The organism is Pradoshia sp. D12, from assembly GCF_008935075.1.
Lineage (GTDB): Bacteria > Bacillota > Bacilli > Bacillales > Pradoshiaceae > Pradoshia.
Genome location: NZ_CP044545.1, coordinates 1,408,204 through 1,426,265, shown reverse-complemented (window position 1 = coordinate 1,426,265; position 18,062 = coordinate 1,408,204). Strand labels below are relative to the sequence as shown.

Annotated in this window: 15 protein-coding genes; all 15 read right to left on the bottom strand. The window is 39.2% G+C overall.

Annotated elements, in window-relative coordinates:
- Positions 1–7: 7 nt before the first annotated feature.
- The 15 genes from F7984_RS07045 to tsf all read right to left on the bottom strand — a co-directional run bounded on the left by F7984_RS07045 (position 8) and on the right by tsf (position 17,995).
- Positions 8–286, bottom strand: a complete 279-nt coding sequence (locus tag F7984_RS07045) for a DUF503 domain-containing protein (protein ID WP_066100337.1) — start codon at positions 284–286, stop codon at positions 8–10.
- Positions 283–2,586, bottom strand: a complete 2,304-nt coding sequence (gene infB, locus F7984_RS07040) for a translation initiation factor IF-2 (protein ID WP_140461284.1) — start codon at positions 2,584–2,586, stop codon at positions 283–285. Before infB ends, F7984_RS07045 begins: the two co-directional genes overlap by 4 nt.
- Positions 2,587–2,605: 19 nt before the next feature.
- Complete coding sequence (locus F7984_RS07035; protein ID WP_139891224.1) at positions 2,606–2,908, bottom strand: YlxQ family RNA-binding protein; 303 nt, start codon at positions 2,906–2,908, stop codon at positions 2,606–2,608.
- A complete protein-coding gene (gene rnpM / locus F7984_RS07030) occupies positions 2,905–3,231 on the bottom strand; it encodes an RNase P modulator RnpM (protein WP_318839206.1) in 327 nt (108 codons plus the stop codon). Before rnpM ends, F7984_RS07035 begins: the two co-directional genes overlap by 4 nt.
- Positions 3,212–4,348: a transcription termination factor NusA gene (nusA, locus tag F7984_RS07025; RefSeq protein WP_066100344.1), complete on the bottom strand. Its 1,137-nt coding sequence runs from the start codon at positions 4,346–4,348 to the stop codon at positions 3,212–3,214. The genes rnpM and nusA overlap by 20 nt, the downstream gene beginning before the upstream one ends.
- Positions 4,349–4,380: 32 nt before the next feature.
- Positions 4,381–4,854, bottom strand: a complete 474-nt coding sequence (rimP, locus tag F7984_RS07020; protein ID WP_066100348.1) for a ribosome maturation factor RimP — start codon at positions 4,852–4,854, stop codon at positions 4,381–4,383.
- A 154-nt stretch (positions 4,855–5,008) separates the two neighbouring features.
- Positions 5,009–9,328: a PolC-type DNA polymerase III gene (locus F7984_RS07015; RefSeq protein ID WP_140461660.1), complete on the bottom strand. Its 4,320-nt coding sequence runs from the start codon at positions 9,326–9,328 to the stop codon at positions 5,009–5,011.
- A 250-nt stretch (positions 9,329–9,578) separates the two neighbouring features.
- Positions 9,579–11,279, bottom strand: coding sequence for a proline--tRNA ligase (locus F7984_RS07010; RefSeq protein WP_140461283.1), 1,701 nt, complete (start codon positions 11,277–11,279; stop codon positions 9,579–9,581).
- Between the two features lie 83 nt (positions 11,280–11,362).
- Complete coding sequence (gene rseP, locus F7984_RS07005; RefSeq protein ID WP_140461282.1) at positions 11,363–12,622, bottom strand: RIP metalloprotease RseP; 1,260 nt, start codon at positions 12,620–12,622, stop codon at positions 11,363–11,365.
- A gap of 17 nt (positions 12,623–12,639) precedes the next feature.
- A complete protein-coding gene (gene dxr / locus F7984_RS07000) occupies positions 12,640–13,782 on the bottom strand; it encodes a 1-deoxy-D-xylulose-5-phosphate reductoisomerase (RefSeq protein WP_140461281.1) in 1,143 nt (380 codons plus the stop codon).
- Positions 13,783–13,818: 36 nt separating this feature from the next.
- Entirely contained in the window at positions 13,819–14,610 is a 792-nt protein-coding gene (locus F7984_RS06995; RefSeq protein WP_139891228.1) for a phosphatidate cytidylyltransferase, read from the bottom strand.
- A 22-nt stretch (positions 14,611–14,632) separates the two neighbouring features.
- Positions 14,633–15,406 (bottom strand): undecaprenyl pyrophosphate synthase, encoded by a 774-nt coding sequence (locus F7984_RS06990; protein ID WP_139891229.1) that lies wholly within the window; start codon positions 15,404–15,406, stop codon positions 14,633–14,635.
- Positions 15,407–15,675: 269 nt separating this feature from the next.
- Positions 15,676–16,233 (bottom strand): ribosome recycling factor, encoded by a 558-nt coding sequence (frr, locus tag F7984_RS06985; protein ID WP_139891230.1) that lies wholly within the window; start codon positions 16,231–16,233, stop codon positions 15,676–15,678.
- Positions 16,233–16,958, bottom strand: coding sequence for a UMP kinase (pyrH, locus tag F7984_RS06980; protein ID WP_139891231.1), 726 nt, complete (start codon positions 16,956–16,958; stop codon positions 16,233–16,235). Before pyrH ends, frr begins: the two co-directional genes overlap by 1 nt.
- Before the next feature lie 152 nt (positions 16,959–17,110).
- Positions 17,111–17,995, bottom strand: coding sequence for a translation elongation factor Ts (gene tsf, locus F7984_RS06975; protein ID WP_066100367.1), 885 nt, complete (start codon positions 17,993–17,995; stop codon positions 17,111–17,113).
- Positions 17,996–18,062 lie beyond the last annotated feature (67 nt).

Here is an 18,062-nt window from a genome sequence, read left to right as displayed (position 1 = left end):
ACCTCTTTTAAAGCCATTCTATATTTGTCGCAATACTCTCCAATTCAGGAAAAGAATCGAGGTAGGATAATGCTTTTTGCAATTCCCTTTCAGAACTGGTTCTGGACGACGAGACAACCACGATTGCGATAACCGTGCGTTGCCACATGTCCTGATAGTCAACCTCTGCGACAGAAACATTAAATTTTTGTTTTAATCGCGTCATAACGCGCTGCAGAACCGCTCTTTTTTCCTTTAAGGATTGAGCATTAGGAATCAAACATTCACATTCTGCCGCAGCAATCATGCTCTTTTAATTTCTTCCATTACATATGCTTCGATAACATCGCCTTCTTTAATATCATTAAAGTTTTTGATCGTTATTCCGCATTCGTAGCCTTGAGCTACTTCTTTCACGTCATCTTTGAAGCGTTTAAGTGTATCCAGTTCACCTTCAAAGATTACGATGCCTTCACGGATTAGACGGATTCCACTGTTACGTGTAATCTTACCATCTGTTACATAGCTTCCTGCAATTGTTCCTACTTTGGAAATTTTAATGGTTTGACGAACTTCAGCCTGACCGATTACTTTCTCCTCATACTCAGGATCAAGCATCCCTTTCATCGCTGCTTCGATTTCTTCGATTGCTTTATAGATAATTCTGTGCAGACGTACATCTACTTTTTCAGCTTCAGCAGCACGCTTAGCATTAACATCCGGACGCACGTTGAAACCAATTACAATTGCATTAGAGGCAGTCGCTAAAATAATATCGGATTCAGTAATTGCACCAACACCCGCATGAATAATTTTAACTTTTACGCCTTCAACCTCAATTTTTTGCAAGGAAGCAGCTACCGCTTCAACAGAACCTTGAACATCACCTTTTACAATGATATTAATTTCTTTTACTTCCCCTTGTTTTAATTGATCAAACAAGTTTTCAAGTGTTACACGGGAGCTTTCATTACGTGAAGCTAAGATATGTCTTTGAGCACGAGCTTCCCCAACCTGGCGTGCTGTTTTTTCATCTTCAAATACAACGAAGCGATCGCCTGCCTGAGGCACCTCGTTTAATCCGGTAATTTCAATCGGAGTGGATGGACCCGCTTCTTTAACACGGCGGCCTAAATCATTTACCATCGCACGTACTTTACCAAAAGTATCTCCAACAACAATTGGATCTCCTATACGCAGTGTTCCATTTTGAACAAGTAAAGTAGCGACAGATCCACGTCCTTTATCCAATTCCGCTTCAATAACCGTACCAATGGCTTTACGTTTAGGATTTGCCTTATATTCATTTACTTCACTTACAAGTAAAATCATTTCAAGCAATGTCTCGATACCTTCACCTTTTTTCGCAGACATTGGTACAAAAATAGTATCCCCGCCCCACTCTTCTGGTACCAGGCCATTTTCAACCAATTCCTGTTTTACGCGATCAGGATTAGCTCCTTCTTTATCCATCTTGTTAACTGCCACAATAATTGGAACCTCTGCTGCTTTAGCATGGTTAATCGCTTCAACTGTTTGTGGCATTACTCCATCGTCAGCAGCTACAACGATAATTGTAATATCCGTTACTTGAGCACCACGCGCACGCATTGTAGTGAAGGCAGCATGTCCCGGTGTATCAAGGAACGTGATTTTCTTACCATCTACCTCAACTTGATAAGCACCGATATGCTGCGTAATTCCGCCTGCTTCGCCTTCAGTAACTTTTGTATTTCTGATTGCATCCAGCAATGTTGTTTTACCATGGTCAACGTGACCCATAATCGTAACTACTGCCGGTCTTTCCACTGTATTTTCATCTGGATTTTCATCATCCGCAATGACAGCTTCAAGATCTGTTACATCAATTTTAATGATTTCTTCTACTTCTACGCCATAATCAGCACAAATAAGTTCAATTGCATCTTTATCTAATTCTGCATTAATCGTTGCCATGACTCCAAGCATAAATAGTTTTTTAATAATTTCACTTGGTTCACGATAAATCTTTTTACTTAACTCCTGTACAGACAGAGATTCGGTGAATGTGATTTTCTCCGGTAATTCTCTTTCTTTTCTAGGTATTGGTTGATAAGTTGACTTACTTTGATGACGTTGGTTATTTTTTTTATTTCGATTATTTCTGAAGTTACCTCTTTTTTGATTATCTTGCACGCTTTTTTTCCCTTCATTACCCTTAGATGCCGGTTTATTCTTTGTATTTTGATTAGTTCCCTGGTTATTCCTCGTTGCTGTTACACCAGGATTAGGTCTTGCGGAACTTTGAGATTGCCTTGAAGCTTGCTGGCCACCTCTTTGCTGGTTACTATTTGTTTGCTGTTTTTGTTGTTGCCCGTTTATATTTCCTCGGTTTTGGTTCTGGTTCTGATTTTGACTAGTTCTAGTTTGGTTAGTATTTTGAGGTTTCTCGGTATTTACCTTTTCCGATTTAGGATTAAACAGTTTTTCTAATTTTTCTACTGCCTGATCCTCTAGAGCCGTCATATGATTATTGACGTCAATCCCCATATCTTTAAGTTTATTAATTACCACTTTACTAGAAACATTGTTCTTCTTCGCATATTCATATACACGTACTTTACCCATTCCTTCACCCCCGAATTAGTTAATCGAGCAAGGAGATTAATTTCTTTGCAAATCCATCATCAAGTACAGCGACTACCACTCTTGAATCCTTGCCTATTGCTTGACCAAGCACGGTTCGGTTTTCAACTCGGCATATCGGTACTTTGTAAAAATGACATTTGTCGGTGATTTTCTTTTCCGTATTTAAAGAAGCATCTTTTGATAATAAAACTATTTTCGCTCGACGAGAGCGTATTTCTTTTATAACCAATTCTTCCCCGGAAATAACTTTTCTCGCTCGATATGCGAGTCCCAAAAGGGACATCCATTGTTTTTGCATCATGGTCGTGATTTGTTCTCCTTAGCAGCCAGCTTTAAAAGTTCTTCGTATATAGAAGAATCTACATCTGCCTCCAGATGATTAGATAGGCTATTCTTCTTTTTGGCAGCGTTAATGGCTTCCTCAGATAGGCTCAAATAGGCCCCGCGGCCTGATTTCTTGCCGGTCGGATCTATTGAAACCTCTCCTTCCTTGGAGCGAACAATCCGGATCATTTCTTTTTTTGGTTTCATTTCACCGGTGCCGATACATTTTCTCAGCGGTACTTTCTTTCGGTTGTTCACCATTTTCACCTCACCAATAGGATCATTCTTCTGTTTCATCATCGAGTCCGAAAGTAAAGCCTTTAAATTCGAGCTCGTCTTCATCACTTTCTTCAGTCAGGCGATTAACAGGATAGATTCCCGCTTCACGCGCATCTGTTTCACTCTTAATATCTATCTTCCACCCAGTAAGCTTTGCAGCAAGGCGAGCATTTTGCCCACGTTTACCAATTGCCAGGGAAAGCTGATAGTCAGGTACAATAACTGTTGTTGCTTTCTCTTCTTCATTCACAATTACTTCAAGTACTTTTGAAGGACTTAAAGCATTAGCTACGAAAACAACAGGGTCATCCGACCATTTTACGATATCGATTTTTTCGCCTTTTAGTTCGTTTACAATCGCCTGAACACGTTGGCCTTTAGGACCTACACAAGCACCTACCGGATCCACCTCATGATTATCAGTGTGAACTGATATTTTTGAGCGGTCTCCTGCTTCACGGGCAACAGATTTAATTTCAACTGTGCCGTCAAAAATCTCAGGCACCTCAAGTTCAAATAATCTCTTTAAAAGGCCCGGATGTGTACGTGAAACGAAAATTTGCGGCCCTTTTGAAGTTTTTTCTACTTTTGTTAGAAATACTTTATAACGTTCATGCGGTTGATAGGATTCATTCGGCATCTGCTCGTTGGCTGGAAGCAATGCTTCTGTTTTACCGAGAGCTACATATATATATTTAGAATCACGGCGTTGGACAATTCCAGTCATAATGTCTTCTTCACGGTCAATAAATTCATTGTATACAATGCCTCTTTCAGCTTCACGGACACGTTGAGTTACAACTTGCTTAGCTGTTTGAGCTGCGATACGACCAAAGTTTTTTGGTGTAACTTCAAGCTCCAGAACATCTTCTACTTCATAGTTTGGATTGATGCTTTTTGCTTCTTCCAAAGAGATCTCAAGGCGGGAATCAAAAACTTCATCAACAATTTCTTTACGAGCAAATACACGCATGGATCCATTTACCAAATTAAAATCCACACGGACATTTTGAGCCTGGTTAAAATTTCTCTTATAGGCTGATACAAGAGCGGCTTCAATCGCCTCAACGAGCACATCCCTTGAAATTCCTTTTTCCTTTTCTAAAATGGTCAGTGCATCGAGTAATTCATTACTCATTTTACTAATCCCCTCCTTACAATCTTAAACCCTTATGAAAAACTAATCGCTAATCTTGCCTTGGCAATCTTATCATAAGGAATAGTTATTTCCTTTTTACGTGTTTTAATTTTAATTTCGATTATAACGGTGTCACCATCAAAATCTTTTAAGATACCTTCAAACTCTTTTTCATTATCAATCGGTTCATATGTTTTAATATGTACATTTTTACCGACTGCCTTCATAAAATCGCTATCTTTTTTTAATGGGCGTTCAGCACCTGGAGAAGAAACCTCCAGGAAATAGTTATTGGAAATTGGATCTTTTTCATCGAGCTTCTCGCTCAACCTTTCAGAAACAATACCGCATTCTTCAATGTCCACACCGTTTTCCTTATCGATATACACTCTAAGGAACCAGTTTCTGCCCTCTTTTACATACTCTACTTCAACGAGCTCGAGGTTTAATTCTTCGAGGATCGGGGCAGCCATTTCCTCGACAATCTCAGTGACTTTCTTGCTCATGCTTTCACTCCTTTACGTCTATGTAAACGACTGAATATCATCCTAATACAAACGAAAGAGTGGGTTTCCCCACTCTTTAGCACATACGTATCAGCAGTAATTCTTACTTGAATATAACATAAAGAGTTGGTTTTTGCAAATTAGCGATTCTGTATCAGAATAAAGAAAGTTGGTTTTGATCAGGCATATCGCCCAAGCAACCGTGATTATCCAAGTATTCTAATATAGTTTTGGAAACTTTGCCTCTTTGCTGCAAATCTTCTTTAGATAAAAATTCGCCGTTTTCTCTAGCTTTCACAATATTGAAAGCCGCATTCGTTCCAAGTCCTGGGATTGAATTGAACGGTGGAATTAAAGTATTTCCGTCAATAATAAATTCATTTGCACTGGATCGATATAAATCAACTTTTTGGAAGCTATATCCTCGCTCACACATTTCAAGTGCTATTTCAAGAACAGTCATCAAGTTTTTCTCTTTAGTAGAGGCTTCGAGACCTTTTTGATTGATTTCATCAATGCGGGAACGAATCATTTCTGATCCTTTCACCATCGCATCAAGGTCAAAATCATCTGCACGAACCGTGAAATAAGCTGCGTAGTACAGGAGTGCATGGTGCACTTTAAAATAAGCAATTCGGACAGCCATTAATACATATGCTGCCGCATGGGCTTTCGGGAACATATATTTAATCTTTTTACATGAGCCAATATACCATCCTGGTACATTGTTCTTCAGCATTTCTTCTTCCATTTCCTCGGAGAGCCCTTTCCCCTTACGGACAGACTCCATAATTTTGAAGGCAAGTGATGGATCAAGACCCTGATAAATTAAATACACCATAATATCATCACGACAGCCAATTACCTGGCTTAGATTACAAATATTATCCTGAATCAATTCCTGTGCATTGCCCAGCCACACATCTGTACCGTGTGAGAGCCCGGATATTTGAACAAGCTCTGCAAAAGTGGTTGGCTTAGTATCCTCAAGCATTTGCCTTACAAAACGAGTACCAAATTCCGGTACACCCAGTGTACCTGTTTTGCAATTGATTTGTTCTGCAGTAACACCAAGTACTTCCGGTGTACTGAAAATCTTCATGACTTCAGGATCGTCTGTAGGAATCGTTTTTGGATCTATTCCGCTTAAATCCTGTAGCATCCGGATTACAGTTGGATCATCATGACCCAGAATATCAAGCTTCAAAATATTATCATGGATGGAATGGAAGTCGAAGTGAGTCGTTTTCCATTCAGAGTCACTCGCATCAGCCGGGAACTGGATAGGCGAGAAATCATAAATATCCATATAATCAGGAACTACAATAATTCCGCCCGGATGCTGCCCGGTTGTACGCTTAACACCTGTACATCCACTTACTAAACGATCTGTTTCTGCTGAACGGAAATGAAGATTATTTTCCTGGGCATATCCTCTAACATATCCATATGCCGTTTTTTCAGCTACCGTACCAATCGTTCCTGCTCGATATACATAATCTTCACCAAACAGGACTTTTGTGTAATTATGAGCCTGCGGCTGATATTCACCTGAGAAGTTTAAGTCGATATCTGGAACTTTGTCTCCCTTGAAGCCAAGGAATGTTTCAAACGGAATATCATGTCCATCTTTCACATAGCTTACAGCGCAGTCCGGACAATCCTTATCTGGGAGGTCAAAACCTGACCCGACCGATCCATCATTAAAGAATTCAGACTTCTTGCACTTCGGACATACATAATGGGGAGGCAATGGATTTACTTCCGTTATTTCAGTCATCGTTGCCACAAAGGATGAACCTACGGAACCACGGGATCCAACCAAGTATCCATCATCAAGTGATTTCTTAACCAGCTTATGCGAAATTAAGTAAATAACCGCAAATCCATGACCAATGATACTCTTCAATTCTTTTTCAAGACGAGCTTCCACGATCTCTGGCAAATTTTCACCGTAGATCATCCGTGCTCTTGTATAACTCATTTCCCGAATATCCTCTTCAGCACCCTCGATTTTCGGTGTATATAAATCATCTTTAATCGGTTTGATTTCATCAATTAAATCGGCAATTTTATTGGTGTTTGTTACAACAATTTCTTTTGCTTTTTCTTGCCCAAGGAACGAGAAGCAATTCATCATCTCATCTGTTGTACGGAAATGTACATCAGGCAAGCTGTGGCGATTTAGAGGGTTTGCTCCCCCTTGTGAATTGATTAATATTTTTCGATAGATTTTATCATTTGGATTCAGGTAATGAACATTGCCTGTCGCCACAACTGGTTTGTTTAATTTCTCTCCCAGCTTTACAATATTGGCGATTATAGATTCAAGAGCCTTATCGCTTTGAACCAGTTCCATTTCGATAAGAGGAGCGTAAACTTCTTTTGGATGCACCTCAAGATAATCATAGAATTCAGCGACATCCTCTGCCTCTTCAAATGATTTTTGCATCATATTTTCAAATACTTCGCCGCGATCACAGCCGGATCCAACCAAAATCCCTTCTCGATATTGCATAAGGACGGATCTTGGAATCCTTGGGACACGGTAAAAATAATCAATATGAGCAATGGAAACAAGCTTAAATAAATTCTTTAAACCTTCCTGTGTTTGCGCGAGTAATGTGCAATGATACGGACGCGCTCTCTGGAATGCCTTTCCTTTTCCCATATTGTCATTTAATTGATTATGATTCGTAATGCCTTTTTCATTGGCATCCTTTAACATTTTCATTAACAAATGACCGGTTGTTTCAGCATCATAAATCGCACGGTGATGCTGAACAAGCTCAACATCAAATTTTTTCGCCAAATTATTCAGGCGGTGATTTTTCATATCCGGATAGAGGAAACGAGCCAGCTCCAATGTATCTATGACCGGGTTGGTGGCTTTACCAAACCCAAGCTTTTTATAACCCATATTCAAGAAGCCCATATCAAAGCTCGCGTTATGCGCAACAAAAATTGCATCCTCAGACCAATCCCTGAACTTCGTCAAAACTTCATCGACTTCAGGAGCATTCTCTACAAGGTCATCGGTAATCCCTGTTAAATTAATGGTTGTAGATGATAATTTATGATGTGGATTGGCAAAAGACTCAAAGCGATCAATAATCTCACCATTTCTCATCTTAACTGCCGCAAGCTCGATAATGGTGTCATATATGGCAGAAAGTCCTGTTGTTTCCACGTCAAATACAACATATGTGCTTTCTTCCAAATTTAAATCTGCCGTATTGTAAGCAATCGGCACACCATCATCCACTAAATTTACTTCTACGCCATATAAGATTTTAATATTATTTTTCTTTCCGGCAGCGTAAGCCTCAGGGAATGACTGTGCGACCGCATGATCTGTTATAGCAATCGCTTTATGTCCCCACTTAGCTGCCTGGGACACTAGTGTAGAGACAGGTGTAACAGCGTCCATTTGGCTCATTGGTGTATGCAAATGTAATTCAACACGCTTTTCATCTTCGGGTGCTGTATCCTTACGATTTTTACCTGCTATTTCATTAATATCATTTGCAATCATTACTAAGTCACGGACGAATGTATCATTTTGTACACTTCCTTGTACACGTACCCACATACCTTTTTTCACACGTGCCAATTGGCTTGCGTCTTCTCTGTCACGTGAGAACATTTTAACAAGAATGCTATTTGTATAATCCGTAATTTTAAAGGTTAATAAGGTGCGTCCGCTCTTTAACTCTCTTGTTTCAGCATCAAAAACATACCCTTCAACCGCAATACGACGTTCTTCTTCAACAATCTCATCAAGTGTCTTAAAGTCAGCATCCGGCTTGATTTTGTACCCGATAACTAGTGGGCCTTCTGGTATTCCGCCATCATCCTTAGCCTCTGCGGCCTTCTTCATATCCTGAACTGCCTGCAGAGCTTTTTCTTCATCTTCTATTTGCTTTTGCTTTTTGAATGTCTCCATTGCCTCACTGTATGCATCTTTATCTACAATGGCATCGAGCTGCAATGGCGGAAAACCAAAACGCTGATAAACTTCTGAAATTAAGCCGGTATATTTCCGTTTAAGCTGGCCAGCCTCTGCATCGTTACGAGCAGTTACAATCAGCTTATTCCCTTCAACCTTTGGAGCTTGTCCATGCAATAATTCCAGAATTGCCGGAGAAATTCCATCGATTTCGCTAATACAGTTTTTCCAATAATCCGTAATCAATTCATTCGTGATGAGTGGATTCCTAACCTCAACCGAATACCCGACAGTGGCTATTGGAGAAAAGACCTGCATTAATTGTGTCGTAAATCTGGTCCAAATACTGCAAGGAATTATATGTTCAAATCTGAAAAAGAAATGCCATTTGCGGGCAACTTTTTCAATGATTACTTTATCGATTTCCGCATTGGAAAAATGCACAACAACCGCATCTTCCGTCAGCTGAAGTTGCTGGAGCAACGTTCTGAATTTATCTTGTTTAATACGAGAATTCTCTTCCATTTCTATCTCTCCCAAACGTCATTCTCCTTTTCCGTCTTGTAATTATAACACAACTCTTTTTTATTCAAATCCCTTCTTGCAAAGATTAATGCTTTTATCAATTCAGAAAACACCTTTAGCCATACTTATTAAAGACCGGTGTTGGGAGTAAAAAGCATTATCCAAACCTTAAAACAACTTATCAAAAAAAATCGGCACGTAAAAAACAAGCTCTCCCCATTGCAAAAGGGAGAGCTTGTACTTTAATATTTTACAGGATTTCGTTTAATCGACCAGCAAGATCAGTAACAGGCACTTCAAAACTTTCGCCTGTTCGTCTCACTTTAACTTCTACGATTCCTTCGGCAGCTTTTTTACCAACTGTGACTCGAACAGGTAGTCCTATTAAATCAGAATCAGCAAATTTAACACCGGCACGTTCATTTCGGTCATCCATTAATACATCATATCCAGCTTGCATAAGCTCGTCATATAATTTCTCACCTAGATTCCGTTGATTTTCATCCTTCATATTAACCGGAATAAGATGCACTTGATATGGAGCTATATTAGCAGGCCACATTAAACCTTTTTCATCATTAAATTGCTCAGCAATCGCCGCAACGGTTCTGGATACTCCAATTCCATAGCAACCCATAATCATCGGCTGACTGCGACCATTTTCATCCAAGTACGTACCGTTCATTGCTTCACTGTATCGTGTCCCTAACTTAAATACATGACCCACTTCTATTCCTTTAGCAAACTGAATGGTTCCTTTTCCATCTGGAGAAGCATCACCAGCCTGTATAAAACGAAGATCTTCATATTTCACATTAGTAAAATCACGGTCAGGATTTACATTAATGTAATGTACCCCTTCTTCATTAGCTCCACAAACCGCATTTTCCAAAACTTCAACAGCGAAATCAGCAATAATTGTCACGCGGTTTAGGTCCACTCCAATTGGTCCAATAGAACCAACGCTGCAATTCAGTAGATCCTTTGTCTCCTCCGGACTTGCGGGTTCAACGATTGTAGCATTAAAGATATTTTTTAGTTTAATATCATTTAATTCATGATCTCCTCTGATCAATACAAGCACAAACTGATCGTCCACTTTCCAAAGAAGTGATTTAATACACTTATCATTAGTTGCATTTAAATATCTTGATACTTCTTCGATTGTTTTTTGATCAGGTGTTGATACTTTAGTCAGTTCTTTAAGCTCTTCACCTGTTTTTACAGCCGTGTTAACAACAGGTGCCATTTCAATATTAGCTGCAAAGTCAGATGTATCCGAATAAGCGATTGTGTCCTCACCTATTTCAGAAAGCACCATAAATTCATGTGTATCTTTTCCGCCCATAGCTCCCGAATCTGCTATAACCGCTCTGAAATCAAGACCACAACGGCTGAAAATATTGGAATAGGCTGTAAAGATACGATCATACACTTCATCCAGGCTTTCCTGGCTGGAATGGAAAGAATACGCATCCTTCATAATAAATTCACGGCCGCGAAGCAAGCCGAAACGAGGACGCTTTTCATCGCGGAATTTTGTTTGAATTTGATAAAGAGTTAGAGGTAAACGTTTGTATGATTTCACCTCATCACGAAGTAAGCTTGTAATGACTTCTTCATGGGTTGGTCCCATTGCAAATTCACGATTATGGCGGTCATGCATTCTCATTAACTCAGGACCATAGGAATACCATCTGCCGGATTCCTGCCATAGCTCTGCCTGCTGCAGTGTCGGCATTAGTAATTCTACCGCTCCTGCGCGCTCCATCTCTTCTCGAATAATTTTTTCAACATTTTGGATTACTTTTAAACCAAGTGGAAGATAACTATATATTCCACTTGCATTTTGGCGCATAAATCCGGCACGAAGCAATAATTGATGACTTTTTACTTCAGCGTCTGATGGCACCTCTCTTAATGTTGGAATCATCGTCATACTTTGTCTCATATCTATTCACCTTTCTATCCTAATCACTTTACTTTATGTATAGCAGGAGCTTAACACGTGTTTAGCCCCCGCTACTGACTATTTTAAAAGAAAAATCGCTGTATATCATTCCAGGTGACGACGATCATTAATAGCATCAATAAGGCAAATCCAATAAAATGGAACATACCTTCCTTTTGCTTATCAACCGGTTTCCCTCTAATTGCTTCAATTGCAAAGAATAACAGCCTTCCTCCATCCAACGCGGGCAACGGCAAGAGATTCATAATCCCAAGGTTAATACTTAAGACCCCTGCCCATTTTATCAAGTAAAAAATACCAGATTTTGCCACCTCTTCTGTGGAAACATATATACCCACAGGACCTGATAATGCATCTATGGAGAATCCTCCTGTGATTAAATCACCAAGTACAATGAAAATTTGTTTAGTCCATAAATACGTTTCCGTAAATCCATAACCGATCGCTTTGATAAAGGATTTTTCCGTCGGAGCATAGACCCCTATGATTCCCCGTTTGCCGGCTGAATCATCCACTAATTTAGGTGTGACATTTATCTCCTTATTTTGGCCATCACGTTCAACCTCAAAAGTCAGTTCATTATTGGCATTCTTTTGAATAGTTGATTGAATATCACTCCATGAATCAACTTTTTCGCCATTAATGGAGTGTACGATGTCTCCTGCCTTAAGTCCAGAGCTAATAGCAGGTCCATCTTCTGTCAGTTTGCCAAGTTTCGGCTCATCGACCACAACACCTTGGGCAATCCCAATAATCATGAATAACACAGCTGCTAAAACAAAATTCATCATCGGTCCGGCAAAGATTGCCATCGCTCTTTGCGGTAATGTTTTTGAATTAAACTGGCGGTCATATGGTGCTATTTGAAGCTCAAGGCCATCTTCTACCATTACCGCTTTTGGATGAACCTTAAAGGTTTGGATAGCTTCATCATTTCCATCTTCATATCCACGAATGATTAACTGATGATCCAGATCTGCTTGTTCCACCTCAATAATTCTTGCTTCAGGATATTTATCCTTGTTAGTGACAATGATTTTGTTAATTTCCTGATTTTCGTTAAACAGTACCCCAATTCGGTAGCCTGGTTTCAACTCAACTGTTTCTGCGTCTTCACCAGCCATCCGTACAAAGCCTCCAAGCGGAAGTAAACGAATGGTATAGACAGTTTCATTCTTTTTTATTGTAAAGATTTTCGGCCCAAAACCGATGGCAAACTCTCGACAGAGTATACCAGCTCTTTTTGCAAAGATTAAGTGGCCTAATTCATGAAAAAACACTAATCCTCCAAAAATAAGTATAAACGCTAATATTGTTTCCACTTAATCGACCATCCCTTTTAATATAGTGACTCGATATACCTTCTTGTCTCCTGATCGACTTCCTGAATAGTCTCGAGTTCAGGTTTTTTGATTAGCTGATGACGCTCCATAGCTTTTTCCACCAGTGCCTCAATTTCCAAGAATGGAATCTTGCCCTGTAAGAACAATTCGACCGCCACCTCATTGGCAGCATTTAAAACAGTCGGCATTGATCCGCCAATTCTTCCGGCATTATAAGCGTATTGTAAACATGGATAGCGGTCAAAGTCCATCTTTTTAAAATGTAAAGTTGCCGCTTCTGCTAAATTAAGTCTCTTTGAAGATATAAGCGGTAACCGATCCGGATATGAAAGAGCATATTGGATAGGCACACGCATATCTGGGGTCCCCAGCTGCGCCATCACACTTGAATCGTGAAATTCCACCATAGAATGGATAATGCTTTCCTGGTGCAATAGGACATCAATCTGTTCATATGGCAAATTAAACAGCCAATGGGCTTCAATCACTTCAAGTCCCTTATTCATCATTGTGGCAGAATCTATTGTTATTTTTGCGCCCATAGACCAATTTGGATGATTGAGTGCATCTTTAACTGTAACATTCTTTAACTCATCTCTTGTTCGGTCTCTGAAGCTTCCTCCAGATGCTGTGATAATCAAGCGTTCAATATTTTTAGCCTTTTCACCCTGTAATGCCTGGAATATAGCAGAATGCTCACTGTCAACCGGCAGTATAGGCGTTTGAAACCTCTTGGCAGCCTCAATAACTAAATGTCCGGCTGTCACCAATGTTTCCTTATTAGCAAGGGCAATTTGTTTACCAGCTTCCATCGCCTGCATGGTAGGAATTAAACCAATGCTTCCCATTACGGCATTCACTACAATATCTCCGTTTACATAAGTAGCTGCCTCTATTAAGCCTTCATGTCCGTATACAATTTTCCTGCCCGGATATTCCGTCTTCAGTCTTTCCGCATCTTCTTTTAGCTGTACACAAATCAGTTCGGGCTGGAATTCCTGAATGATTTTCCGAATTCCGTCCACATTTCTTCCGCCTGAAACAGCTGTTAAGTTAAATTCCTCTGGATGATTGCGTACAATATCTATCGTTTGCATACCGATAGACCCTGTAGCCCCTAATAAATTGATCCTTTTCAAACTAAAGCTCCTCCCCCAGCAATTGTATAGTTACGTTTAAAAAATGAAGAAGTGCAATATGGGAAGAATAAAAATCAAACTATCAAATCTGTCCAAAATTCCTCCATGTCCCGGTAAGATATTACCGGAATCCTTAACACCATAATGCCTTTTATATGCAGATTGTACAAGATCACCCAACTGCCCAAAAATCGAAATTAATAATGCCATTATAATCAGCTTACTTATATTGTAGTCCAAATTAGAGAAAAAATAGAACAGAATTGCAACAACTAATGCACTTCCAACTCCACCAAGGAATCCTTCTACTGTTTTATTTGGGCTGATTTCCGGCCAAAGCTTTCGTTTTCCTAAAGATCGCCCTACAAAATAGGCACCTGAATCAGTAACCCAAATCGTAATTAATACAAAAAGTATCGTTAAGAGGCCATTCTCAACATCTCTTGTCCCAAAAAAGTAATAAAAAGCTACACCTATGTATAGAGAAGACAACAATAGAAAAGCCGCATCATCAAACGTAAAAGCATTTTTAGAAATTACCGTAATCACTAATAACAAAAATGCAATGATAATAACTATATCCATTTTATCGTATTGAATCATATCAAAGAAACTACTGTAACGATCAGGTATCAATAAAACCCATACTAATAAAAACGATAGTAACGATGATATCGTCATTAGCGGCATTTTCTTCATCTTAAGTAGTTCATATAATCCAATTGTCGCCATCGCATAGATTAAAATAAGAAACGGAATATTTCCATAAATTAATATCGGTAAAAATAATGCAATTGCGACTATCGCAGTAATGATTCTTTGTTTCATCCTAAAGCCCCTGCCTTCCTCATTATACGCCGCCGTATCTTCTCGATCTGCCCTGAAATTCTTCAATTGCATTGAGCAATTCATGGTCATTGAAGTCCGGCCACAATACATCTGTAAAATAAAACTCCGTATAGGCTAATTGCCATAACATAAAGTTGCTCAGTCGAATTTCGCCGCTCGTTCTGATTAATAAATCCGGATCCATCAGCTGATTGGTCATCAAATACTCAGAGAATCGTTCTTCTGTCAAATCGCTTTCTTCCAAACGACCATCTTTCATATCAGCTGCGGCTTTTTTTACGCCTTCGAGGATTTCTGCACGGCTTCCATAATTAAGAGCAAAATTTAAAATTAGACCATCATTATCTTTAGTTTGATCTAATGCTGTAGTGACTGCATTGACAGTATGCAAAGGCAGTCTCTTTTGATCACCCATAATTTGAACCCTAACGTTTTCTTTCATTAATTCCGGCAAAAACGTTCCTAGAAATTCTTCGGGTAATTTTAACAAATAATCCACTTCATCTTTTGGACGTTTCCAATTCTCAGTTGAAAAGGCATAAACCGTTAATACCTTAACTCCCAATTCATTAGCTAATTTAGTCGTTTTACGCACGACCTTCATACCCTCATGATGTCCAGCTACTCTTGGCAGTGCTCTTTTTCTTGCCCACCGGCCATTCCCATCCATAATAATGGCAATATGGTCTGGTATTTTATTTTGTTTTACCTTTTCTATTCTTTCTGGTATAGAATACTGTTTCCCTTTTTTCTTAACTATCTTCCATCCAAACATGTTATTTCCTCCAAAAGGAATTAATCTTCCCTGCTTATGTATATTTGATCATTTAGCCTTAGTACAAATTCCATAACCTATCATACCACATTTAATTGTCACAAACATTTCTGTTTGTATGTTTGTTTCCTGGCAGTTTTATGGATTTCTAACAGTTAACCTTTTTGGACACACTGTATGATTCTGTTATTATATAATTTCGTCACCTAATACATACTAGGTGTAACAAAAAAGCCCCTTTAGATAAAAGGGGCTTTATGATATAAAAATCAAACTTCCATGATTTCCTTTTCTTTATCTTTAGCAAGAGCATCGATTTTCGCGATATGATCATCCGTCATTTTTTGAACGTCATCAGAATATCCACGAAGTGCATCTTCTGTAATTTCCCCGTTTTTCTCAAGCTTTTTAAGGTCATCATTACCATCACGGCGTACATTACGAATCGCAACTTTCGCTTCTTCAGCTTCCTTCTTCACTTGTTTAACAAGGTCACGACGACGTTCTTCAGTTAGTGCAGGAACACTTAAACGAATAATATTACCATCGTTCACTGGGTTAAGTCCAAGATCAGATTTCAGAATTGCCTTTTCAATATCACCAAGAATGGTTTTGTCATAAGGTGTAATAACCAGCATACGAGCTTCCGGAACGCTGATTGACCCAAGCTGATTTACAGGTGTAGGTGCTCCATAATAATTTACAGTCAATCTGTCTAAAAGGGATGCACTAGCACGACCTGCACGGATAGAGGCTAATTCTCTGGAGAATGCCTGAATTCCTTTATTCATCTTTTCCTTCGTATTGTCTATAACTTGTTTTGCCATTATTCTTTCCCCCTAACAATAGTACCTATAGTTTCACCCATAACGGCACGTTTAATATTTCCTTCTTCCATTATTGAGAAGACAATTAGTGGAATGTCATTATCCATACATAAAGATGATGCTGTGGAGTCCATTACAGATAAACCATCCTTAATTAAATCAAGATAAGAAAGTTCATCATATTTTACGGCACTGCTATCTAATACAGGGTCTGCACTATATACACCATCAACATTATTTTTACCCATGAGAATGACATCTGCTTCTATTTCGGCAGCCCGTAAAGCTGCTGTCGTATCTGTAGAGAAATACGGATTTCCAGTACCTGCAGCAAAGATAACCACACGTGTTTTCTCTAAATGGCGGATTGCTCTGCGACGGATATAAGGCTCAGCTACTTGTCTCATTTCAATAGATGTTTGGACACGTGTCTCAATCCCTTGTTGTTCCAAACTATCCTGAAGCGCAAGTGAATTCATGACTGTTGCAAGCATTCCCATATAATCGGCAGTTGCACGGTCCATTCCAAGTTCACTGCCTGTTTTACCGCGCCAAATATTTCCGCCACCAACCACTACTGCGACTTCTACACCAAGCTCCGCAACTTCTTTCACTTGTTTAGCAACTGAAAAAATTATGGTTGGGTCAATCCCAAATCCTTGAGCACCGGCAAGTGCCTCTCCACTTAACTTTAATACAACTCTTTTATACTTTACGCTGCTCATAGTAACCTCCACCGTCATTAGTTATCGATCTATCACAAGCTTTAATAGTCGATATCCTCATCTAATACTCTGTTTATTTTAAGGAAATGTATTCTTGAAAAATAGGGAACACAACGTGTCCCCTATTTTTATGCTATACACATGTAATTAGATTAGTCTTTTTTAATTTGGCTCATTACTTCTTCAGCGAAGTTATCTTGTTTCTTCTCGATACCTTCTCCTACTTCGTAACGTACGAACTCAACGATTGTAGCGCCATTTGCTTGTACAAATTGACCAACTTTTTGATCTGGATTTTTAACGAATGTTTGATCCAGTACACAAATTTCTTCAAAATATTTACCTAGACGGCCTTCAACCATTTTCGCAACGATTTTTTCAGGTTTTCCTTCGTTTAATGCTTGTTGTGTTAGAACTTGACGCTCATGTTCAACTTCTTCAGCAGTAACTTGGTCACGTGATACGTATTTAGGGTTTAAAGCAGCGATGTGCATAGAAACATCTTTCGCAACCGCTTCTTCAGTTGTACCTTCAACGATAGTTAATACGCTGATACGTCCGCCTTGGTGGATGTAAGCTCCGAAAGCTCCGTTTTCAGGTTTTGTTTTGATTTCAAAACGACGAAGAGTGATGCGCTCACCAATTTTTGCAATAGCAGCATTGATGTGGTCAGCAACAGTTGCACCGTTAGTCATTGTTTGAGTTAAAGCTTCCTCAACATTTGCAGGTTCATTTGTTAAAAGATGTGCAGCCAATTCTTTTACAAGAGTTTGGAATGCTTCATTTTTAGCAACGAAATCTGTTTCAGCATTTACTTCAAGGATAACTGCTTTATCGCCTTCAACAACGATAGAAGTTAAACCTTCAGCAGCAATACGATCGCCTTTTTTAGCCGCTTTCGCAATACCTTTTTCACGAAGGTAATCGATTGCTTTATCCATGTCACCGCTTGTTTCTTGTAGTGCTTTTTTGCAGTCCATCATACCTGCACCAGTTTTTTCACGTAATTCTTTAACCATTTGAGCAGTAATAGCCATTTGGTCTTCCTCCTTTATATCATCCGATAAAATCAGTATGTAGCAGTGTGCGAATCCGTATACACCA